At 73.8% G+C, this 21,272-nt stretch carries 16 protein-coding genes; 7 read left to right on the forward strand and 9 right to left on the reverse strand.

The window, feature by feature from the left end; translation table 11 throughout:
• Window positions 1-238 precede the first annotated feature (238 nt).
• Window positions 239-1,510, forward strand: a complete 1,272-nt coding sequence (locus ACIA8O_RS09290; protein WP_396293010.1) for an MFS transporter — start codon at window positions 239-241, stop codon at window positions 1,508-1,510.
• 76 nt (window positions 1,511-1,586) lie between these two features.
• On the opposite strand, the gene asnB is transcribed toward ACIA8O_RS09290, so the two are convergent.
• From asnB to ACIA8O_RS09310, 4 genes are all read right to left on the reverse strand, one after another.
• Window positions 1,587-3,446 carry an asparagine synthase (glutamine-hydrolyzing) gene (gene asnB / locus ACIA8O_RS09295; RefSeq protein ID WP_396293011.1) on the reverse strand — a complete coding sequence of 620 codons (1,860 nt, stop codon included), beginning with the start codon at window positions 3,444-3,446 and terminating at the stop codon, window positions 1,587-1,589.
• Between the two features lie 50 nt (window positions 3,447-3,496).
• Window positions 3,497-3,754 (reverse strand): response regulator transcription factor, encoded by a 258-nt coding sequence (locus ACIA8O_RS09300; protein WP_396293012.1) that lies wholly within the window; start codon window positions 3,752-3,754, stop codon window positions 3,497-3,499.
• 204 nt (window positions 3,755-3,958) lie between these two features.
• Window positions 3,959-4,720, reverse strand: a complete 762-nt coding sequence (locus ACIA8O_RS09305; RefSeq protein WP_396293013.1) for an SDR family NAD(P)-dependent oxidoreductase — start codon at window positions 4,718-4,720, stop codon at window positions 3,959-3,961.
• A gap of 124 nt (window positions 4,721-4,844) precedes the next feature.
• The gene (locus tag ACIA8O_RS09310) at window positions 4,845-6,263 is read right to left on the reverse strand and encodes an MFS transporter (RefSeq protein ID WP_396293015.1); all 1,419 of its coding nucleotides are present in this window, start codon (window positions 6,261-6,263) and stop codon (window positions 4,845-4,847) included.
• A gap of 220 nt (window positions 6,264-6,483) precedes the next feature.
• Between ACIA8O_RS09310 and ACIA8O_RS09315 the strand changes: the two genes are divergently transcribed.
• From ACIA8O_RS09315 to ACIA8O_RS09330, 4 genes are read left to right on the forward strand one after another with little or no spacing between them, the layout of a single operon-like run.
• Window positions 6,484-6,924: an AtaL-like protein gene (locus ACIA8O_RS09315; protein ID WP_396293016.1), complete on the forward strand. Its 441-nt coding sequence runs from the start codon at window positions 6,484-6,486 to the stop codon at window positions 6,922-6,924.
• A 38-nt stretch (window positions 6,925-6,962) separates the two neighbouring features.
• On the forward strand, window positions 6,963-8,579 hold the full coding sequence (locus ACIA8O_RS09320; RefSeq protein ID WP_396293017.1) for an FAD-binding oxidoreductase: 1,617 nt from the start codon (window positions 6,963-6,965) through the stop codon (window positions 8,577-8,579).
• Window positions 8,580-8,582: 3 nt separating this feature from the next.
• Window positions 8,583-10,235: an FAD-binding protein gene (locus ACIA8O_RS09325; RefSeq protein WP_396293018.1), complete on the forward strand. Its 1,653-nt coding sequence runs from the start codon at window positions 8,583-8,585 to the stop codon at window positions 10,233-10,235.
• Window positions 10,236-10,284: 49 nt separating this feature from the next.
• A complete protein-coding gene (locus tag ACIA8O_RS09330) occupies window positions 10,285-10,863 on the forward strand; it encodes a TetR/AcrR family transcriptional regulator (protein ID WP_396293019.1) in 579 nt (192 codons plus the stop codon).
• 7 nt (window positions 10,864-10,870) lie between these two features.
• Here ACIA8O_RS09330 and ACIA8O_RS09335 read toward each other — a convergent pair whose 3' ends face one another.
• Complete coding sequence (locus ACIA8O_RS09335; RefSeq protein WP_396293020.1) at window positions 10,871-12,340, reverse strand: FAD-dependent monooxygenase; 1,470 nt, start codon at window positions 12,338-12,340, stop codon at window positions 10,871-10,873.
• Between the two features lie 235 nt (window positions 12,341-12,575).
• Here ACIA8O_RS09335 and ACIA8O_RS09340 point away from each other — a divergent pair, with 235 nt between their 5' ends.
• Window positions 12,576-13,787, forward strand: a complete 1,212-nt coding sequence (locus ACIA8O_RS09340) for a transaldolase family protein (protein ID WP_396293021.1) — start codon at window positions 12,576-12,578, stop codon at window positions 13,785-13,787.
• A gap of 5 nt (window positions 13,788-13,792) precedes the next feature.
• Here the strand turns inward: ACIA8O_RS09340 and pabB are convergent, their stop codons facing one another.
• Both pabB and ACIA8O_RS09350 read right to left on the reverse strand, forming a co-directional pair.
• The gene (gene pabB / locus ACIA8O_RS09345) at window positions 13,793-15,952 is read right to left on the reverse strand and encodes an aminodeoxychorismate synthase component I (protein ID WP_396293022.1); all 2,160 of its coding nucleotides are present in this window, start codon (window positions 15,950-15,952) and stop codon (window positions 13,793-13,795) included.
• A 7-nt stretch (window positions 15,953-15,959) separates the two neighbouring features.
• Window positions 15,960-16,658 (reverse strand): methyltransferase domain-containing protein, encoded by a 699-nt coding sequence (locus tag ACIA8O_RS09350; protein WP_396293023.1) that lies wholly within the window; start codon window positions 16,656-16,658, stop codon window positions 15,960-15,962.
• A 258-nt stretch (window positions 16,659-16,916) separates the two neighbouring features.
• Between ACIA8O_RS09350 and ACIA8O_RS09355 the strand changes: the two genes are divergently transcribed.
• On the forward strand, window positions 16,917-18,851 hold the full coding sequence (locus tag ACIA8O_RS09355; RefSeq protein ID WP_396293024.1) for a helix-turn-helix domain-containing protein: 1,935 nt from the start codon (window positions 16,917-16,919) through the stop codon (window positions 18,849-18,851).
• Between the two features lie 169 nt (window positions 18,852-19,020).
• Here the strand turns inward: ACIA8O_RS09355 and ACIA8O_RS09360 are convergent, their stop codons facing one another.
• Window positions 19,021-20,226, reverse strand: a complete 1,206-nt coding sequence (locus ACIA8O_RS09360) for an IS701 family transposase (RefSeq protein WP_396293025.1) — start codon at window positions 20,224-20,226, stop codon at window positions 19,021-19,023.
• Window positions 20,227-20,379: 153 nt separating this feature from the next.
• Complete coding sequence (locus ACIA8O_RS09365; protein WP_396293026.1) at window positions 20,380-21,264, reverse strand: arginase family protein; 885 nt, start codon at window positions 21,262-21,264, stop codon at window positions 20,380-20,382.
• Window positions 21,265-21,272: the final 8 nt, after the last annotated feature.

A 21,272-nucleotide genomic window follows, 5' to 3' on the forward strand; every position in this document is an offset into this window, starting at 1 on the left:
AGGAGGTAACCCCCATGGCCGAGATCCTCAAGCTCCAGAACCTGTCCGTCGCCGACGTCGAGGACGTCCGCGATGACTGGAGCACCATCTCCAACTACTGCGCCGTCCCGCAGGGCGAGTCCGAGACCGTCTGATCCTGGGTCCCCAGGGACCAGACCGTTGAAGCGGCCGGCACTCCCCTGTGCCGGCCGCTTCGGCCTTTCCCCGCCCGTCCGCCAGAGAGGACCCCCGGGCCGCCATGGACACCCCACCGCCACCGCCACTCCACCGCAACCGGGACTACCAACGCCTGTGGCTGGCCCACGCGTTCTCCTCCTTCGGCTCGCAGGCCACCCACGTCGCGCTGCCGCTGGTGCTGCTGGCCGCCACCCACTCGGTGACCGCCTTCGGCATCGTCACCTTCGTCGAGATCGCCACCCCGCTGGTGGCCGGACTGCCCGCCGGGGTCCTGGTGGACCGGCTCTCCCGGCGGGCGGTGATGCTGGTCTGCGACCTGGGCCGGGCGGTGGTCTTCACGCTCTTCGCGCTGGCCGTGCTGACCGACCGGGTCAGCCTCCCGCTGGCCGTCGTGGTGGCGGTGGTGAACAGTGTGCTGAGCTCCCCGTTCGGCCCGGCCGCCGCCGCCTCGATGCGGCACGTGGTTCCCAAGTCCCAGCTCACCACGGCCGTTTCGCTCTCCCAGGCGCGCTCGGCCTCGGTCATGCTGGCCGGTCCGATGGTCGGCGCCGCGCTCTACACCGTCACCCCCGTGCTGCCCTTCGTGGTGGACGCCCTCTCCTACCTGGCCTCGGCCTGCTGCGTCGCGCTGGTCCGGCTGCCCCGCCGGGCCCCGGAGGCCAAGACCCGGACGGCCTTCCTGCCGGACCTGACCACCGGTCTGCGCGAGGTACGGCGCAGCCCGTTCCTGCGCTACACCCTGGTCAACGCCGCGCTGGTGAACTTCGCCTTCGCCGGGATCGTGCTGGTGCTGATCTCCCGGGGTGCCGGGCAGCCCGGCGGCGGCTTCCACAACGGCCTGGTGATCGCCGCCTCCGGCGCGGGGAACCTGCTGGGCTCGCTGGTCAGCGGCTGGGCCGGGCGCACCTTCTCCCCGCGCTCCCTGGTACTCACCATCTGCTGGTCCACCGCCCTGGTCACCCCGCTGCTCGCGGTCTTCGCCGACCCGGCCGGCACCGCCGTGCTGATCTTCCTCTGCAGCCTGGCCACCCCCGCCGCCAACGCGGTGATCTCCGCCGCCCGCCTGCACACCGTCCCCGACCACCTGCTCGGCCGGGTCCAGACCGCCTGCGGCCTGGTCCCCTCCCTGGTCATCCCGTTCGGGCCGCTGCTCGCTGCCGCCCTCCTGGAGCGCCTCTCCTCGTCCGCCGTGCTGCTGCTCTGCTCCGCCGTGCTGGCCGCGCTGGCCGTCTACTCCAGTGCCACCGGGGGCCTGCGGCAGATCCCGGACCTCCGCGAGCCCCGCACCCCCGCCCCGGTCCTGCCGCGCCAGGAGGCACCGGCGCGGCCGTGACGTCCGTCGCGAACGGGTCCGGGCCACCACCCACGGGGGTGGTGGCCCGGACCCGTTGCCGCTCTCCGACGGAGCGTCAGAGCTCGACGGTCACCCCGTAGTCGGTGACCCAGGTGTTGAACTCGATCAGCCGCTCCAGCACCGCGCGGGCGCTCCACGGCCCGCCCATCGCGTACGAGCCGACCGGCCGGTCCAGCAGCTTGCGGACGTCCTGCTCGTCGACGATCCGGAAGACCGGGGCGCCCGGCACCAGGATCTCCGACACCCTTGCACGCAGGGCGAGTTCGTAGCCCTGGTCCTGGGTGGACGGGTAGGGGTTCTTCTTCCGGTCCAGCACCTCGTCGGGGAGCAGGCCGCGCATGGCGGCGCGCAGCAGGCTCTTCTCCCGGCCGTCGAAGCTCTTGAAGGCCCACGGGGTGTTGTAGACGTACTCGACCAGCCGGTGGTCGGTGAACGGCACCCGCACCTCCAGGCTGACCGCCATGCTCATCCGGTCCTTCCGGTCGAGCAGGAAGTTCTCCCAGCGGGTGAGGTTGAGGTAGGTCAACTCCCGCATCCGGGCCTCGAGTCCGGTCTCCCCGGGGAGTCGCGGCACCTCGTCGAGGGCGTCCTGGTAGCGCTGCTTGACGTAGTCGGTCAGGCCCAGCCGGTCCCAGAGGCCGACCTCGCGCAGGGCGCCGATGCCGCCGGCCTGCTCGAAGGGGTGGTGCCAGGGGAAGGTGTCGCCCTGGACGGCGCCGGTGTCGTGGAACCAGGTGTAGCCGCCGAAGAGTTCGTCCGCCGCCTCGCCGGAGAGGGCGACCGTCATCCGCTCCTTGAGGGCGCGGCAGAGCAGCAGCAGCGAGTACTCCATGTCGCCGGTGGAGACCGGCAGGTCCTGGGCGCGGAGCACCTCGGCGCGGACGCCCTGGTCCAGCACGTCCGCGCTGTCCAGCTCGACGACGATGTGCTCGGCACCGACGTGCTCGGCCACCTGGACCGCGAACGGGGTGTCCGGGTCGGCCCACTGGACGTTCTTGGTGAAGCGCTGCTCGTGGCCGGTGAAGTCCACCGAGAAGGCCCGGATCGGCTCGGTGACGCCCTGCTTGGCCAGCGCCCTGGCCGCGAGGGCGGTGACGGCACTGGAGTCCAGGCCGCCGGAGAGCAGGGTGCCGACGGTGACGTCGGCGACCAACTGCCGCTCCACGATGTCCTCCAGGAGACCGCGCACGGTGGCGACGGTGGTCTCCAGGTCGTCGGTGTGCGGGGTGGCCGTCAGCTCCCAGTAGGCTGACTCGGTGCGGCCGGTGCGGGAGAACTTCAGCACGGTGGCGGGCAGCACCTCGTACATGCCCTTGAAGACCGCGTGGCCGGGCGTCTTGACGATGGAGAAGACCTCCCGCAGGCCGTCCGCGTCCACTACGGCCGCGGCCTCGGGGTGGGCCAGGATCGCCTTGGGCTCGGAGCCGAACAGCACGCCGTCGGGGGTCGGGTAGTAGTAGAGCGGCTTGACGCCCATCCGGTCCCGGACCAGCAGCAGCTCCTCGGTGCGGGCGTCCCAGATGACGAAGGCGTAGATCCCGTTCAGCCGCTCGGCGAAGGCCTCGCCCCACTCCAGGTACGCGTGCAGCACCACCTCGGTGTCGCTGGTGGTGCGGAACTCGTGCCCCAGGCCGGCCAGTTCGTCCCGCAGCTCGCGGAAGTTGTAGACCTCGCCGGTGTAGCTCAGCACCACCTGCTCGCCGGGCGCCGCGGCCTCCCCGACCGTCATCGGCTGACGGCCGCCCTCCAGGTCGATGATGGCCAGCCGGCGGTGGCCGATCTGGGCGTGCGGCGCGCTCCACAGCCCGCCCGCGTCCGGCCCCCGGCACACCATGGTCTCGGTCATCGCCTCCGCGATTCCCGTCTCGGCGGAAATGTCACGACCGAAGCACACCCAACCGGCCAGACCGCACATGGGCAGTCCTCCTCATTCTCGGAATTGGTCCCGCGTCAGCAATTTCCATTTCAGGGGACGGACACCGCGTCATTGAGCAACACGTGGCGGGTGAGCTGCACCCGGGAAGCCACGCCGAGTTTCGCGAACGCGTGCCGCAGGTGTGAATCGACCGTGTGCGGCGAGACCACCAACTCCCGGGCCACGGCCCGGTTGGACAGGCCCAGGGCCACCAGCCTGGCCACCCTGAGCTCGGCCGGGGTCAGGGACGGCCAGCCGTGCCGCGCGCGGGCCGGGCGGGCCCGGCGTCCGTTGTCCTTGGTCTTCACGATCGCTCTTCCCCCGTTTTCCCGGCGGTATCCGACTCCTGAATCCTGCCGGTCGGGGGAATTCCGGACAAGGCGCCCCGGGTCATACCGTTAGGTGCTCGGAATATGGTCAGGTGGGGACGAACTACGTCAAGTCTGGGAGGAAATACGAATGCGGAGGGAGCACGGGCTCCCTCCGCATTCGCGCATGCGCGTGACGTGGCGTCAGGCGGTGGCACCGCCGTCGATCACGTGGTCGTGGCCGACCACGAAGCTGGACTCGTCGGAGGCCAGCCAGAGGACCGCCTTGGCGATCTCCGACGGGTCGGCGACCCGGCCCAGCGGGACGGTCGGGCCGAGGCGGGCGTCACGCTGCTCGCGGGTCTCGCCCGGCAGGTAGGACATCGGGGTGTCGATCGGGCCGGGGCTGATCGAGTTGATCCGGACGCCGTGCTGGATCGCCTCCAGCGCGGCGGTCTTGGTCAGGAAGGAGACGCCGGCCTTGGAGGTGGAGTACGCCGCCATGTTGGCCAGCCGCCAGTGGGCGCCCAGGTTGGAGGCGGTGTTGACGATGGCGCCGCCGCCGTTGGCGCTCATGTGGGCGATCTGGTGCTTGAGGGCGAAGAACACGCCGGTCAGGTTGACCGCGATGGAGTCATGCCAGGCCTGCTCGTCGTGCTCGGCGATGGGGGTGCCGCCGCGGAGGATGCCGGCGTTGTTGAAGGCCACGTGCAGGCCGCCGTGGGTCTCGACGGCGTGCCGCACCGCGTTGGCCAGCGAGGCGGAGTCGGCGACGTCGACCAGCACGCCGCTGGCCTTGCCGCCCTCCTCCTCGATCAGCCTCACGGTCTCGTTGACGCCGTCCTCGTTGCGGTCGGCGACCACCACGGTGGCGCCCTCCTTGGCGAAGGCCAGGGCGGCGGTGCGGCCGACGACTCCGGCGGCGCCGGTGACCATGACGACCTTGTCGGTGAAACGAGCGGACATGACGACTCCTTTTGGTGAACGGGTGAGCCCAGGGGGCGTGAGGGACGTATGTGGTGATGCCGGGGGCGCGGGGAACTGCGCGCGGGGGAACGGCAGCACGTGCAACTGGCTGACGTGCCCCGATCTAGCGGTGGGCCGCCTTCCGGACTCGCGCAGTTCCTCGCGCCCCCAGAGAACCCGGCTTGGTGCGCATCAGCAGGGCGAGGACGGAGGCCACCGCGAGGGCGGCTGCGGCGAGGAGGAAGGCGAAGGCGTAGCCGGAGGAGACCGCGGCCGGGGAGGGGGCGGTGCCGGCGTGGGCGGCGGCGAGGGGGACCAGGACGGCGAGGCCGACCGGGGGGCCGATCTCCATCGCGGTGTTCATCACGCCGCCGGCCAGGCCGGCCTGGTGGGCCGGGGCGTCGCTGACCGCCCAGACGGTGGCGCCGGAGAAGGTGAAGCCTGCGCCGACCGGGAAGAGGACCACCCCGATCAGCAGCGGGCCGAAGTAGGAACTGTCGGCGGAGATCCCGCCGAGCACCGCGAGGCCGACGGCGGAGACCGCGAGCCCGGCGGAGGTGACCGCGGCGGGGGCGTACCGGGCGAGTGCCCGGCCGGCCAGCGCACCGGCCAGCATGACCGCGAGGGCCGGCGGGACGAAGGCCGCCGAGGTGGCCAGGGTCGAGTAGCCGAGCACCTGTTGGAAGTACAGGGCGAGGACGAAGAAGTAGGTGGCCATGCAGGCGGCGGTCAGCGCGATCGCCACCAGGGCGGCCAGCCTCCGGGGGGAGGCGAGGAAGGAGGGCGGCACCAGCGGGCTGGAGCCGCGGAGCTGGGTGAGCCCGAAGGCGGCCAGCAGGACGATCCCCAGCACGATCCACAGGCTGTGGACTTCGGTCAGGCCGAAGATCAGGGCGGCCAGGCCGGCCGTGGCGAGCACCGCGCCGGGGAGGTCGAGGCGCTCGCGGCGGGGGTCCGGCCCGGGTGGCAGCACCTTGGGGGCGGCGAGCACCACCACGGCGGCCACCAGGGCGGGGGCCACGAAGGTCCACCGCCAGGAGACCCAGTGCAGCACCACGCCGGAGACGATGTTCCCCGCGCTGGCCCCGATGGAGGCCAGTACCCCCCAGACCGCGAGGGCCCGTCCGCGCCGCTCGGCGGCCGGGAAGACCGAGCCGAGCAGGGCCATCGCGGCCGGTGCGGCGGCGGCGGCGCCGACGCCCTGGCCGAAGCGGGCCGCCACCAGCAGCGCCAGGTTCGGCGCGGCGGCGGCCAGGGCCGAGGCCAGTCCGAAGACCAGGACCCCGGCGGTGAAGACCCGGCGGTGGCCGAGCAGGTCGGCGAGCCGTCCGCCGAGGAGCAGCAGCCCGCCGAAGGAGAGGCTGTACGCCGAGATGGCGAGCACCAAGTCCGTTTCGGTGAGCCTGAGTTCGGTCTGGATCGCGGGCAGTGCGACCGTGATCACGGTGATGGTGGCGATCAGCACCACCTGCACCGTGCCCAGCAGCGCGAACGCGGCCCGCTGCCGTAAGACCGGTGGCCCGACGGCCAGATCCGCAGCCATGACACTCCTTCAGTCCTTCTAGACCGATCGTTCCAGATAGAGTCCAGTTACCTGGATCCCGGCTGTTCCTGAACCGTAGCAGTTCCAGAACGCTTGGTCCAGATAGAACAATTATCGCCCCTCGGAGGGGCTTAAGGGATCACGTGAACGGGTGATGACCTCGCCCCGCCCGGCGCCGCAGACTCGGCAACGCAGAGCCGGACGAGAGAGGCGGAACGCCGTGAACCAGTTCAGCTGGACCCTCCAAGTCGACCTCACCGACCAGCAGTTGTGGGACGGCCTGGTGCACAAGGCCGAGCACCCGAGCCCCTACGTCCCGGCCGTCACCGGCTGCCGGGTGCTGGAGCGGTTCGAGGGCGGCTTCCTGCGCGAGATCACCGTCCGGGACGAGGTGACGGTGCGGGAGCGGGTCACGTTCCACCCCGGCGAGCGGGTGGTCTTCCGCCCGGTGGACGACCCGGCGATCGAGGAGATCGTCAACGAGCAGGGCCACGGCCCGGACGGGAAGCCCACCCTGACGCTCCGGGTGACGCTCTCGCCCGAGGGCGTCGCCAAGGCCGAGACCACCCGCTACTTCCGGCACGAGACCGAGCGGTACTTCTCCGACACCCTGGCCTTCATGGTCGAGGGCCTGGAGAGCCGCTACCGAGTCGACTCCTGACTCCCCCAGACCATTTCGGAACAAGAGGTGTGACAGCAATGGCCGGCTACTCCCGCCGCAGATTCATCAGAGACACCGCGCTGGTCACCGGCGCCGCGGCAACCCTGCCCGCGCTCCTGCCCGAGGTGGCCGCCGCCACCGAGGAGGGCGAGACCGGGCTCGGCTCGGTGGTGACGGTCCGTCCGGGCGACCGGCGGTACGCCGACCTCAGCTGGGGCGCCAACCGCCGCTGGGTGGGCACCCCCGACTACGTCCACCTGGTCAGCTCGGACGCCCAGGTGGTGGCCGCCGTGCAGAGCGCGGTGGACACCAACCGCGGCATCGCGGTGCGCAGCGGCGGCCACTGCTACGAGGACTTCGTCACCAACGCGAACGTCCGCGTGGTGATCGACATGTCCAACCTCACCAAGGTCTCCTACGACGCCGTCCGCCGGGTCTTCGCGGTCGAGGCGGGCGCCCGGCTGGGCGAGGTCTACCGGGGCCTGTACAAGGGCTGGGGCGTCACCCTGCCCGGCGGCAGCTGCCCGGGCGTCGGGGCCGGCGGCCACATAGCCGGCGGCGGCTACGGCCCGCTCTCCCGGCTGCACGGCCTGACGGTCGATCACCTCTGGGGCGTGGAGGTCGTGGTGGTGGACGCCACCGGCACCGCCCGCAAGGTGGTGGCCACCCGGGAGCCGAACGACCCCAACCGGGAGCTCTGGTGGGCCCACACCGGCGGAGGCGGGGGTTCCTTCGGCGTGGTGCTGCGCTACCTGCTGCGCTCTCCCGACCCGGTCTCCACGCTGCCGGCCGACCAGCTGCCCAAGCCGCCGTCCGAGGTGATCGTGGCGGACGTCAGCTGGAGCTGGGCCACCATGACCCAGGCCGGCTTCACCCGCATCCTGCGCAACTTCGGGCTCTGGCACGAGCAGAACAGCTCGGCCACCTCGCCGTACGCCTCGCTGTTCTCCCAGCTCAAGCCGCAGCACAAGTCGGCCGGTTCGTTCTCGCTGACCGCGCAGATCGACGCCTCGGTGCCGAACGCGGCCGCGCTGATGGACTCCTTCCTGGCGGCGGTGAACGAGGGCTCCGGCCAGACCTACCGGGTGAACGACCGGCGCACCATCTCCTGGCTGCACGCGGTGACCCAGTGGCCCGGCTTCACCGGCACCGACACCACCACCCGGTTCAAGGCGAAGTCCTCGTACATGAAGAAGGGCTTCACCGACGCCAACCTGGCCGCCTTCTGGCAGCACATGACCCGCACCGACCACTCCCACCCGGTCTCGCTGGTGATGATCACCTCCTTCGGCGGCAGGACCAACACCGTCGACCCGGCCGCCACCGCGACCCCGCAGCGGGACTCGGTGCTCAAGCTGCACTTCGTCAGCTTCTGGACCGACCCGGCCCAGGACGCGGCCAACACCGCCTGGGTGCGCGGCCTCTACCAGGACGTCTACGCGGCCAGCGGCGGGGTGCCGGCGCTGAACGCGTACACCGACGGCTGCTTCATCAACTACGCCGACGCCGACCTGGCCGACCCGGCGCTGAACACCTCCGGGATCGCCTGGTCCGAGCTGTACTTCAAGTCCGGCTACCGGCGGCTCCAGCTGGCCAAGGCGCAGTACGACCCCAAGAACGTCTTCAAGCACTCCCTCTCGATCAAGGCGGTGTGACGGATGAGCCGAATCTCCCGGCGCGGTGTGCTGGCCGGCGGCGGAGCGGCGGTGGCGGTGGGCCTGACGGGCCTGCCCGCGGGCGCGGCCGAGACGGGCGAACAGGGCCGCGGCTTCGGCGCGGTGACGGTCCGCCCGGGCGACCCGCGCTACCCGGACCTGGTCCGCGGGATGAACCAGCGCTGGTCCGCCCGCCCCGAGGCGGTGCACCTGATCGACTCCACCGAGCGCGCGGTGCAGGCCGTGCAGCAGGCCGTCCGGGCCGGCAAGCGGATCTCGGTGCGCAGCGGAGGCCACTGCTACGAGGACTTCGTCTACCACTCCGACGCCCAGGTGATCCTGGACCTCTCGGAGTTCACCGAGGTCTCCTGGGACCCGCAGCGCTCGGCCTTCGCCGTGCAGGCGGGCGCCACCCTGCTGGACGTCTACGAGCGGATGTACAAGGCCTACGGGGTGATCGTGCCGGCCGGGGTCTGCTACTCGGTCGGCGCCGGCGGCCACGTGGCGGGCGGCGGCTGGGGCCTGCTGGCCCGTCAGCACGGGCTGGCGGCGGACCACCTGTACGCGGTGGAGGTGGTGGTGGTCGACGCGGCCGGCACCGCCCGCGCGGTGGTGGCCACCCGGGAGCCGAACGACCCCCACCGGGAGCTCTGGTGGGCCCACACCGGCGGTGGCGGCGGCTCCTTCGGGATCGTCACCCGGTACTGGTTCCGCTCCCCCGGGGCCACCGGGAGCGACCCGTCCGGGGTGCTGCCGAAGCCGCCGTCCGAGGTCTTCCTGAGCGCGGTCTCCTGGGACTGGTCGCGGCTGACCGAGGCCTCGTTCTCCCGGCTGGTGCAGAACTACGCCGACTGGCACCTGGCGCACGCCGCCTCGGGCACCCCGTACGACGCGCTGTTCACCAACCTCAACCTGCACCACCGCTCCAACGGGCAGATCAGCCTGCTCACCCAGGTCGACGCCACCCGGCCGGACGCCCGGCAGCTGCTGGACGCCTTCCTGGCCGACCTGACCCGGGGCGTGGACGTGCCCACCGGGGCCGTCACGGCGCCGGCCGGGGAGCAGGGGCCGATGCCCCAGTTCGCCGCGCCGACCAGGCTGCCCTGGCTCCAGGCCACCCGCTTCCTGGGCACCACCAACACCATGCTGGTGGACCCGACGCTGCGCGGGGAGCAGAAGTCCGCCTACATGCGGGCCCGCTTCCCCGACCAGCAACTGCGGGCACTCTGGCGGCAGTTGAACCGGACCGACTTCTCCAACCCGTACGGCATGGTGCTGCTCAGCTCCTACGGCGCCAAGGTCAACGACCCGGCCCCGTCGGCCAGTGCCAGCGTGCACCGGGACTCGGTCTTCAAGCTGCTGTTCCAGAGCTACTGGGGCTCACCCGACGGGGACGCGGCCAACATCGGCTGGGTGCGGGACTTCTACCGGGACGTCTACGCCGAGACCGGCGGGGTGCCGGTGCCCAACCGGGTCACCGACGGCTGCTACGTCGGGTATCCGGACATCGACCTCTCGGACCCGGCGCAGAACACCTCCGGGGTGCCGTGGACCACGCTCTACTGGGGCGACAACTACGGCCGGCTGCAGCGGGTGAAGGCGGCCTACGACCCGCGGGACGTGTTCCGGCACGGGCAGTCGGTGCGCCTTCCCTGAGCCTCCCGCTACTGGACCGAACGGTCTCGAATGACTTACCGTCTCAGTCATGGCGAGGACCAAGGAGTTCGATCCGGACAGCGTGCTGGTGCAGGCGATGGACCTGTTCTGGGAGCGCGGCTACGAGGCCACGTCGATGGCCGACCTGGTCGAGCACCTGGGCATCGCCCGCGCCAGCCTGTACGGGACCTTCGGCAGCAAGCACGAGCTGTACCTGAGCGCCCTCAAGCGCTACCTGGAGAGCCGGGAGACCGGGTTCGTCGGGGCACTGTCCCAGCCGGGCCCGGCCCTCCCGGCCGTCCGGGCACTGGTGGAGAGCTGGGTGGACGAGGCCCTGCACGACCCCGAGCAGCGCGGCTGCCTGGTGGTCAACGCGGCGGTCGAACTCTCCTCCCGCGACCCGGTGGTGGCCGCCCAGGTGGAGCGGAGCTGGACGGTCCTGGAGACCGCCCTCACCTCCGCCCTGGTCCGCGCCCACGCCCAGGGCGAGCTGGACGAGGCCAAGGACCCCTACGCGCTGGCCCGCTTCCTGCTGGTGCTGCTCCAGGGCATCCGGGTGATCGCCCGGGCCGCCCCCGACCGCGTCCGCATCCGGGCCGCCGCCGACCAGGCGCTCTCGCTGCTCTGAACCCCCGTCAGCCGCCGGCCGGCGCGCCGAACCAGCGGGCCAGGGCGGTGGTGAGCGGAACGGGCGAGGCGGAGCTCCAGGCGGCGTAGCCGTCGGGGCGGACCAGCAGGGCGGTCAGCTCGGTGTCCAGGGCGGCGGTCACGGTGGTGAGGCGGTCGGCCCAGGGCTCGGCCGCGGCGCGCAGTGACGGGTCGTCGGCCAGGTCCAGCAGGACCGGGCGGGCCGGGTGGAGCAGGGCGGCGAGCTCCGCGGTGGAGCCGTCGGCGAGCTTCAGCGGGAGGTCCGGGACGAACCGGCCGGCCAGCGGGTCCCCCGGGTCGGCCGGGTAGGTGGCGGCGGTGCCGGAGACCAGGCCGGAGAGGTAGTGGTTGACCTCCTCGGCCCGCATCAGCCGGCCGAAGAGCTCGCGCAGCGGGTCCACCTTGGGGTCCGGGTCCATCAGGGCGACCTGGGCCCGGACGTTCCAGAGCACCTCGGCCGCCACCGGGTGGCGCTCGGCGTGGTAGCTGTCCAGCAGGCCCTCGGGGGCCCAGCCCGCCACCGTCCCGGCCAGCTTCCAGGCGAGGTTCACCGCGTCCTGGAGGCCGGTGTTCAGGCCCTGGCCGCCGGCCGGGAAGTGCACGTGGGCGGCGTCCCCGGCGAGCAGCACCCGCCCGGCCCGGTACCGCTCGGCCTGGAGCGCGGCGTCGGAGAAGCGGCTGAGCCAGCGCGGCGAGTCCATCTCCACCGTCTGCCCGGTGATCCGCTCGGCCTCGCCGCGCAGCTCCTCCAGGGTGACCGGTGCCTGCCGGTCGGCGGCCGGGCCGCGGAAGTCGTAGGTGCCGATCCGGCTGTGACCGTTCGGGTCGACCCAGAAGATGGTCCAGCCGCGCTCGGTCCGCTGCCAGCCCGCCGGGGCCAGTTCGGGGCGGCGCAGCCGGACCTCGCCCATCAGGCAGGACATGGTGGCGGGGGTGCCGGTGAAGGCGATCCCGGCCGCCCTGCGGACCGTGCTGCGGGCCCCGTCGCAGCCCACCACCCAGGCGGCGTCCAGGAGTTCACCACCGTCCAGGGTCAGGGTGACCCGGTCCCCGTGGTCGGTCAGACCGGTCACCCGGGCCCCGCGCCGGATCACCGCGCCGAGGCGCTCGGCCCGGTCGGCGAAGACCTGCTCGGCGTGCGCCTGCGGGCTGCCGACCAGTGCCGGGCCCTCGTCCACCACCGCCGCGAGGTCCAGCCCGAAGATCCCGCCGAAGTGGAACGGGGCGCGGGCCTGACGACGGTAGCCGCCGCCGTACCGGCCGGGCTGGACGGCCTCCAGCAGACCGCGCCGGTGCAGGGTCTGGGCGGTCCGGGCGTGCAGCGTCCCCGCCTTGGACTCTCCGGTGGGGCTGGGCAGTTGCTCCAGCACCAGGACCCGCACCCCGTGCAGGGCGAGCTCCCCGGCGAGCAGCATGCCGACCGGGCCACCGCCCACGATCGCGACGTCAACGGCCATGGTCGGTGCTCCACGGGGTCACTCGGTACGGATACGACGGACTTCCCCGATCCTCCGGCGGGCGGCCGGAGGGCGACAAGCGCGGACGGTTCTTCCGGTCACCTCCGCCCGACCTTGTCAGGTCGTTCGTAGCATCCCACCGGATTGCCGGCGCCCGGCTGACCTGATGGAGTCACGGGGCTATCGTTCTCACCCTGCGAGTCGCCACCGGGCTTGCCAGGGAGGGAAGTTGACGATGTACAGCGCACTGCGGCAGCTGGCCGACGAGGGCGTCTCGCTCTGGCTGGACGGGCTCTGCCGGGACGTCCTGGCCGACGGCGTCCTGTCCCGCCTGGTCGAGGAGGCCGGGCTCGGCGGCGCCACCTCCAACCCCCGCACCCTGGCCCGCAGCGCCGCCCTGCGGGAACGGCTGACCGCGCTGGCCGGCCGGCCCGGCGGCTCGGCCGCCGGGGCCGTCCGGGAGCTGACCCGCCAGGACGCCCGCGCCGCCTGCGAGGTGCTGCTGCCGCTGTACGGGCGGAGCGACGGCTTCCGGGGGTTGGTCTCGGTGGACGTGGACGTGGACGCGGACACAGACGCGGACGCGGACAGAGATGCGGAGGCGTACGCGGACGCGAGACCGGCGGCGAGGGCCCGGGAGGCGCTGGTGGCCGCCGCCCGCGAGCTGCACCGGGGCGTCGGACTGCCGAACGTGCTGGTCAAGCTGCCCGCCACCGGGCCGGGCCTGGGCGCGGTGGCCGACTGCCTGGCCGAGGGCATCGGGGTGCACGTCACCGCCGTCCGCTCGATCCCGCACTACGGCCTGGTGGTGGACGCCTACTTCGCCGGCCTGGAACGGGCCCGGGCCGCCGGGCGGGAGCTCTCCGGGATCTCCTCGCTGGCCGCACTCCCGGTCGGCCCGCTGGACCGGGCGGTGGACCGGCGGCTGGACCGGCTGGGCGTGCCGCGCTCGGCCGGACTGCACGGCGCGGCCGGCACCGCGGTGGCCCGCCTCGCCTACCACCACTACGAGCAGCGGCTGGACGGCCCGCGCTGGTGCGCGCTGGTGGAGGCCGGCGCCCGGCCGCAGCGGCTGCTCTGGGAGTCCGGCGCCCCCGGCCCCGGCCGCCTGGAGGGCCTGGTGGCCTGGGGCACCGTCACCTCCGCGCCGCAGGAGGTGCTGGACACCGCCTGCCGCGGCTTCCGGCCGCAGGGCGACACCATCACCGGCGAACACCGCTCCGCCGCCGAGGTGGTGGACCGGCTGGCCGGGCTCGGCATCCACCACGTGGCGGAGCTGGAGCTGCTGGCCGACCGCTCCCTCGCCGAACTGGCCGACTCCTGGGCCGAGTTGCGTGCCCTGGCGGCCGGCTCACCACGCGCGTCGGCTCTGCCACAGGCGGCTCCGCCGCGGGCGGCCGGGGCGTCCGCCGTGTGCGGTAGGCGTGCGGCCGGGGCGGCCTCGTAGCGGAGCTACCGGGGCCCCGCGGCGGAGCCGCACGTGTCGCTCCGGCCGTGCGGCGGGCGTGCGTGCCGAGGGGGCGCCTCCGCCCGGCCCGTCCGCACCGTGCTCCGGGGGAAACCGGCCTCCCGCCCCGGGAACTCCGCGCCGCCCGCCAGCGCCAGCAGCGGAGCGGCCTTCACCGCCGTCTCCTCGTACTCGGCCGCCGGGTCGGAGAGGGCGATCACCGCCCCGCCGACGCCGTACCGGAGCAGGCCCGGGGTGTGCACGGCGGTGCGGATCACGATCGAGGTGTCCATCGCCCCGTTCAGCGAGAAGTAGCCGATCGCGCCGGAGTAGACCCCGCGCGGGCCGCCCTCCAGCCGGTCGATCAGCTCCATGGTGCGGCGCTTGGGCGCCCCGGTCATCGAGCCGCCGGGGAAGGCCGCCCGGACCGCGTCCACCGCCCCGAGCCCGGGCCGCAGCCGGGCCCGCACGGTGCTGACCAGTTGGTGCGCGGAGGCGTAGCTCTCCACCCGGAGGATGTCCCGGGCGTCCACGCTGCCGGTCTCGGCCACCCGGCCGAGGTCGTTGCGGACCAGGTCGACGATCATCAGGTTCTCCGCCCGGTCCTTCGGGTTCCCCCGCAGGTCGGCGGCGAGTTCGGCGTCCTGCCGCCCGGTGGCGCCGCGCGGCCGGGTGCCCTTGATCGGCCGGGACTCCACGGTGCCGTCCCGGCCGACGGTGAGGAAGCGCTCGGGCGAGGTGGAGAGCACCGTCGTCCCGCCCAGGGCCAGGTACGCCCCGTACGGCGCGGGGCTGGCCCGGCGCAGGAAGCGGTACGCCTGCCAGGGGTCCGACTCCCCGGTCAGCTCCGCCTGGTTGGTCAGGCAGACCTCGTACGTCTCCCCCGCCGCGATCTGCTCCTGGCACTCCTCGACCAGCGCCAGGTAGGCCGCCCGGTCGTGCCGCAGCAGGACCGGGCCGAGCTTCCCGCCCGGTGCGGCGGCCAGCGGGCCGCGCCCGCCCGCCGACGCGGCCGGCCCGGCCAGCGCGGCGGCGGTGTCCGCCAGCCACTCCTCGGCGCCCGGGCCCTCCAGGGCCAGCAGGTGGGTGGTCCGCTCGTGGTGGTCCAGCACCACCGCGCGTTCGGCGAAGGCCAGGGCGGCGTCCGGGAGTTCGGAGCGGTGGGCGCGCTCGCCGCCGGTCTCGGCCTTGAGCTCGTAGCCGAGGTAGCCGACCCAGCCCAGCGCGAAGTCGAACGGCAGCCCGGCCGGGGCCTCGGCCCGCTGCCCGGCCAGCTCGGCCTCCAGCCAGTCCAGGAAGCCGCTGCGGACGGTCCGCCGCCCCTCGGGGCCGGTGACCGTGACGGTGCCCTCCCAGACGTCGGCGGTGGCCAGCCGGCTGCCCGCGCCCAGCACCGAGAAGCGGCCGAGCCGCTCGCCCGGACGGCTGCTGTCCAGCCAGAAGGCGTACTGCTCGGGCCGGAACAGCCGGTCGAAGACGGCCTCGTCGTCCCAGACGGTCGCCACCTGCCGGGCCAGCACCCGCCGCACCGGCGTCCGGGGCCCCGGCCGGGGCTCCGGACGCCGGGGCCGGGCCCGGAGGCGGGCCCGGCGGCCGCCCGCCAGGTCACGGAAGTTGGCGAGCAGCCGGTGGCCGCCCTCGGTGCCGACCGACTCGGGGTGGAACTGCACGCCCCAGAGCGGGCGGTGACGGTGCCGCAGGCCCATCAGCACGCCGTCCTCCGTCCAGGCGGTCGGCTCCAGCTCCGGCGGCAGCGCGGTGACCGCCAGGGAGTGGTAGCGGATCACCTCCAGCGGGTCGGGCAGCCCGGCGAACAGGCCGGTGCCGTCGTGCCGGACCAGGGCGGCGCGCCCGTGCACCGGCTCGGGGGCCCGCTCGACCCGGCCGCCGTGCGCCCAGGCGATGCCCTGGTGGCCGAGGCAGACCCCGAGCACCGGGAGCCGGCCCCGCGCCAGGACGTCCGCGCAGTGCCCGAAGTCCCCCGGGCGGTCCGGCCGTCCGGGGCCGGGCGAGAGCACCACGGCGTCGTAGCCGTCGAGCAGCCCGGGGTGCCAGCCGGGATCGTCGTTGCGGATCAGGTCCGGCTCGCGGCCGTTCACCTCGGCCAGCAGGTGGGCGAGGTTGTGGGTGAAGGAGTCGTAGTTGTCGACCAGCAGGGTGCGCATCTCCGTCCTACCCGATCTCCAGCAGCTGGTGTCCGACCGGGAGCCCGCCCTCGGACACCTCCCGGTGGGCCACCACCCGGACGGTGCGGCCCAGTTCGGCGGCGATCCGGTGCAGGCCGGCCAGGTCGCCGCGGTCGCTGAAGTGCAGCAGCGCCCGGCCGCCGGGCGCCAGCCGGGCCGGGGCCTGCGCCAGGTACCGGCGGTGCGCGGCGTACCCCGGGTCCACGTAGGCCCGCTCGTGCACCGAGGCGTAGCGGTAACCCTCGGGCGCCAGCACGTAGTTGGAGCTCCAGAAGACGGTGTCGAAGCGCTCCGCCGGGCCGAGCGCGTCGAACAGGTCGCTGTGCACCGCGCGGACCGTCCCGGCCACGCCGTGCCGGGCGGCGTTCAGCTCCGCGTTCTGCACCGCCCGGGCGTTGATGTCGGCGGCCACCACCGGCCGGTGGCCGGCCAGCGCGGCCGCGACCGCGATCACCCCGGTGCCGCAGCCGATCTCCAGGAAGGACCCCTCCCCGGATCCGGCCGCCCCGCCGAGCCCGAGCAGTTCCAGGGCCGTCGCGGTGGACGGCGAGTAGACCGGGGCGAAGACCTCCGGCAGCAGGTCCCACTCCCGACCTGACAGAGTGAAGGTCTTCGGCCGGTCCTTCCGGGTGAGCGCCTCCCGACTGCGCAGCAGTGACCTTTCATAGCTCCGTACCTCGGACACCGGCGCCCTCCCGTACCTCCGTGCGGCGCCGCCGGACACGGCGCTCCCAAGTGGCACTGTGCATTCCGGCCCGTCCGGACGACCAGGTGATCCGGCCACACCGGTGACCACTCCGACCGGTGGTCCGGACACCACGCGCCTTACTGGACAGCAGAACTGACCGTCCGTCACTTTACGTAATCTTGACCTCACTGGTTTCGGTACCTACCGTCGCTGGTGGGAGCGGAACGTGGCCCTCGACCCCTCCGGAGGGATGGTGTGTTACCTGGCCAGGTGCCGGACGGCGCCTTCACCGTGCTGGAACTGCTCGCCCAGGAGGCCCCGCCCGAGCACCTGGACGAGGTGGTCCGGGCCGCCCGGCGGGCCGGGGTGCCGACCGACGAGCTGGAGCGCCTGGAGCAGGCCCGCCAACTCGCCCTGAGGGTGCACTCGATGGTCGGCCGGCGACGGCAGCGCGAGGCCGGTCTCTCCACCCTGGTGGACACCGCCCGCGACCTGACCATGCCGTACGACCTGGACGAGCTGCTCAAGGTGATCACCCGCCGGGCCCGGCTGCTGCTCAACCTCGACATGTCGTACATCAGCCTGCACGACCCGGCCGGCGGCTTCTCCTACGTCCGGACCGCCGACGGGCACGCCACCACCCGGACAGTGGGCTTCAAGGTCTACTGGGACTCCGGCGTGGGAGCGCTCGCACACGCCAACTCGGCGCCGTTCTGGACCCCGGACTACCTGCCCGACGAGCGCTTCGACCACGCCGACCCGATCGACGAGGTGGTCCGGGCCGAGGGCCTGCGGGCCATGATGACGGTGCCGCTGCGGCACGGCTCCACCAGCCTGGGCACCCTCTACGTGGCCGCCCGGACCATCCGGTACTTCAGCCCGGACGAGGTCGCCCTGATGAGCTCGCTGGCCGACCTGGCCGCCATCGCGATCGAGAAGGCCCGGCAGCTCGACCGCACCCAGGCCGAGGTGCTGGAACTGGAGCTGGACACCTCGCGGGCCCGCTCCCACCTGACCGAGGTGCGCGAACTGGGCAACGTGCAGAGCCGGCTGATCGAGCAGGTGCTGGCCGGAGGGGACCTCACCGCACTGCTCGGCGAGGTGGCCGGGGCGTTCGGCGGCGAGCTGTCGGTGCACGGCGAGGGCGGCGAGCAACTCGCCTCGGTGGGAGCCGACTTCGGCGGCCTCGGTGCCGGGGCCCCGGCCGGGCTGGCCCCGGGCGAACTGGTTGCCGCCTACCTGGACGCGCACGCCGCCCCCGGGCCGGTCGCGCTGCCCGGCGGGGTCTGGGCCACCGCCGTCACCGCCGGGACGGAGCGGCTCGGACTGCTGCTGGTCCGCCCCTCCGGCGGACGGCTGGACGAACGCCACCGGCGGCTGCTCTGCCTCACCGCGCAGTCGGTGGCCCTGCTGCTGGTGCTGCTGCGCAGCGCGGCCGTCGCCGAAGGGCCGCTGCGCGACGAGCTGCTGGACGACCTGCTCGCCGACCCATCCCGGCCCGAGGCCCAACTCCGGGAGCGGGCCCGGCGGTTGTCGGTGGACCCGGACGCCCCGCACGTCCTGGTGGTGGCCCGCCCGGAGGGCGGCGCACCGGGCCGGGCGATCATCTGGGCCTCCTCGTACGCACACCGGACCGGGGGCCTGAAGTGCGTCCGGGACGGGCGCCTGGTGCTGCTGCTGCCCGGGCGGGACCCGAGCGCGGCGGCCCGGGCCGTCCGGGAGGAGCTCACCCCGCTGCTCGGACACCCCGTCACGGTCGGGGCGGCGGGGCCCGGCCAGGGGCCGGCCGGGTTCGCCCGGCTGTTCCAGGAGGCCCGGCGCACCCTGGAGGCGCTCGGCGCCCTCGGCGGCACCGGCACCAGCGCGGCCGTCGCCGACCTGGGCTTCCTCGGCCTCCTGCTGGCCGAACACCGGGACGTGGACGGCTTCGTGGCCGCCACCGTGGGGCCGGTGCTCGACTACGACCGCCAGCGCTTCACCGAACTCACCCGCACCCTGCTCGCCTACTTCGAGTCCGGCGGCAGCCCCACCTACGCCGCCGAGTCCCTCCACGTCCACCCCAACACCGTCTCGCGCCGGCTGGAACGCATCACCGAACTCCTCGGCCCCGACTGGCAGAAGCCCGCCCAGGCCCTGGAGCTCCAGCTCGCCCTCCGCCTCCACCGCACCCGCGGCGCCCTGGGCACCTGAGGTGGAAAGTGGTCACCCCGGGGGCGCGAGGAACTGCGCGAGTCGGAAGGCGGCTCACCTGCAACTGAGGGCACATCAGCCAGTTGCACGTGCTGCCGTTCCCCCGCGCGCAGTTCCTCGCGCCCCTGAGGTCGCTGCAACTGGACGTCGCGTCACCGGGCTCAGGCCGTCAGGCCGTCAGGCGGGCGGGCAGCGGGCCGAAGTGGCGGCGGGCCGCGCCCAGGGTCCCGGCGGCCAGGGCCACCGAGGCGAGGGTCATGTGGCGGTGCCAGCCGGGGAAGGAGCGGCCCTCGAAGTCGCGCAGGCCGACCCGGCTGCCCTCCTCGGCCGTGTCGCGGGCCACCCGGCGGCTCAGCTTGGAGAGGCGGACCAGCTCCTCGCCCGGGGTGTCCGCCAGGGTGGAGACCCAGAGCTGCACCGGCGGCCGGTGCGGGTCGCGCCACTCCCCGAGCAGCACCGCCTCCCCGCCCTGCGGGAACCGCACCCGGACCTGGACGTACAGCGAGGTGCGGGTGCCCCAGCCGCCCGCCGGGTCGGTCCAGGCCACCGGCCGCCGCAGGCCCCGGACCGCCTCGACGATCCGCTGCGCGGCCACCGGCCCGGCCCCGTACCCCGGCACCGCCGGGTCGGCCACCTCGAAGCGGGCGGAGCCCGTGGTGCGGGCCAGCACCGGCATGTGCTCCGCCCGCAACCGCCCGAGCACCGGCCGCAGTTCGGGCAGCCGGGCGTCCAGCAGCACCGGACGGGTGCCCAGGCCCCAGCCCCGGAGCCCGGTCACCGCCGCCACCGCGCACGCCTCCGGGTGCTCCTCGGCCACCTCCTCCGGTATCTCCGTCCGGCTCCGCCGCACCGGGTCCCCGACCCAGGACGGCGGCAGGTAGAGCCGCCAGTTGACCGGGGTGGAGCCCTCCCGGTCGGCGAACCAGACGCCGAAGGCCTGCTGACCGCTCATCACCTGCCCGTACTCGGGCACGTACCGGGTCTCCACTCCGGCCGACTGGTTGCCCGCCTTCGGGATGTGCAGCGGCTGCACCACCCAGGCCTCGGGCGGGCTCACCCGGTCCAGGTGGCGGGCCAGCCGGGCCCGGACCAGCTGCCAGTCCCAGGTCGAGTTGGAGATGAAGTGCTGGAGGCCCTGCTCGGCGGCGGGCCCGGCCAGCGTCGCCGCGATGTTGCGCATCGACTTGCGCCCCCGGGCGTGCAGCAGCCCGTGCAGGTACTGCTCGGCCTTGAGGCGCTGGTCGCGCCGGCGCAGCGGGCTGAAGACGTCCGCGGCCAGTTCGGTCAGCACGTCGTCGGCCGGCTCCGAGTACCCGGTCACCGGCATCCGCTTCGGCCGCCGGGCCTTCCCCCATGTCAGCACGGACTCGTTCACAGCACCCTCGTCCCTCGGCGAACGGCAGCCGGGGTGGCTGCGCCCTTCCACCGTGACTCCGGGGAGCCGTCCGGGGCGAGGTGAACCGGCCACACAGCGACGGGACCTGACGGTTGCCGGCCCACCACGGCGGCCGCCGGGCGGGGCGTCCGCTCAGGTCAGCCAGTCGTGGCAGGCCCGGACGACCAGCTGCACCAGCCGCATCGCATCCAGCCGCCCGGCCGGGCCCTCCGCGCCCTCGGGGGCGAACTCGGTCACCGTGAGCTGCCGCACCGGCACCCCCGCCGAGCCCACCGCCCGCAGCGCGCCGCCCAGCTGCGCGGTGGTCAGCCCGTCCGGCAGTGGCATCGCCACGCTCCGGAGCACCCCGGGGTCGAGCACCGACACGTCCAGCGAGACCGCACAGGAGGCCGAACCGGAGCCCGCCACCAGCGACTTGAGCTCGGCCACGTCCCGGGCCAGGTCCCGGCTGCCGCCGGGCGGCTCGGGGCGGCCCTGCACCAGGCCGCGCTGCCCGTACTGGACGATCCGCAGTCCGTCGAGCCGCTCCAGGTGGCGGACGAAGTCGCTCCTGGTCGGTCCGGAGGGGCAGCGCGGCTGCCGGGCGTCCTCCTCGGCGTCCAGGTGCACCAGCACGCCGGTGAAGCCCTCGTGCACCCAGTAGCCGAGCGAGTCGTCGCCGCCCAGCACCACCAGCAGCCGGCAGGTGCCGCGCAGCCGCTCCAGCACCTCGGGCACCAGGTCGAGGTCCTGCCCGGCGTTGAGCGGGTCCATCCGCAGGTCCCCGGCGTCGGCGAAGGTCAGCCCGGCGCAGAGCAGCTCCTGCTCCGCCCGGTCCCACCAGCCCGGCGCCGGCCCGCGCAGCGGGCCCGGGCCGAGGGCGCGGGAGACGCTGCGCAGCATCCCCGGCCCGAGGTCGGCCCGCCCGGCCGCGCTGCTCCCGCTGTACGGGAGCCCGACCACCACCACGTCCCAGTGCCCGTCCGCCCGCCACGGCTCGGCCCCGAGGAAACCCTCCGCCGTGCTCACCCTGCGCACCGACCATC

It is taken from the genome of Kitasatospora sp. NPDC051853 (assembly GCF_044452665.1).
GTDB lineage: Bacteria > Actinomycetota > Actinomycetes > Streptomycetales > Streptomycetaceae > Kitasatospora.

Coding starts and splice junctions, on each gene's coding strand:
- ACIA8O_RS09290 (WP_396293010.1), top strand. CDS start 239: ATGGACACCCCACCGCCACCGCCACTCCACCGCAACCGGGACTACCAA.
- asnB (WP_396293011.1), bottom strand. CDS start 3,446: ATGTGCGGTCTGGCCGGTTGGGTGTGCTTCGGTCGTGACATTTCCGCC.
- ACIA8O_RS09305 (WP_396293013.1), bottom strand. CDS start 4,720: ATGTCCGCTCGTTTCACCGACAAGGTCGTCATGGTCACCGGCGCCGCC.
- ACIA8O_RS09310 (WP_396293015.1), bottom strand. CDS start 6,263: ATGGCTGCGGATCTGGCCGTCGGGCCACCGGTCTTACGGCAGCGGGCC.
- ACIA8O_RS09320 (WP_396293017.1), top strand. CDS start 6,963: ATGGCCGGCTACTCCCGCCGCAGATTCATCAGAGACACCGCGCTGGTC.
- ACIA8O_RS09325 (WP_396293018.1), top strand. CDS start 8,583: ATGAGCCGAATCTCCCGGCGCGGTGTGCTGGCCGGCGGCGGAGCGGCG.
- ACIA8O_RS09330 (WP_396293019.1), top strand. CDS start 10,285: ATGGCGAGGACCAAGGAGTTCGATCCGGACAGCGTGCTGGTGCAGGCG.
- ACIA8O_RS09335 (WP_396293020.1), bottom strand. CDS start 12,340: ATGGCCGTTGACGTCGCGATCGTGGGCGGTGGCCCGGTCGGCATGCTG.
- ACIA8O_RS09340 (WP_396293021.1), top strand. CDS start 12,576: ATGTACAGCGCACTGCGGCAGCTGGCCGACGAGGGCGTCTCGCTCTGG.
- pabB (WP_396293022.1), bottom strand. CDS start 15,952: ATGCGCACCCTGCTGGTCGACAACTACGACTCCTTCACCCACAACCTC.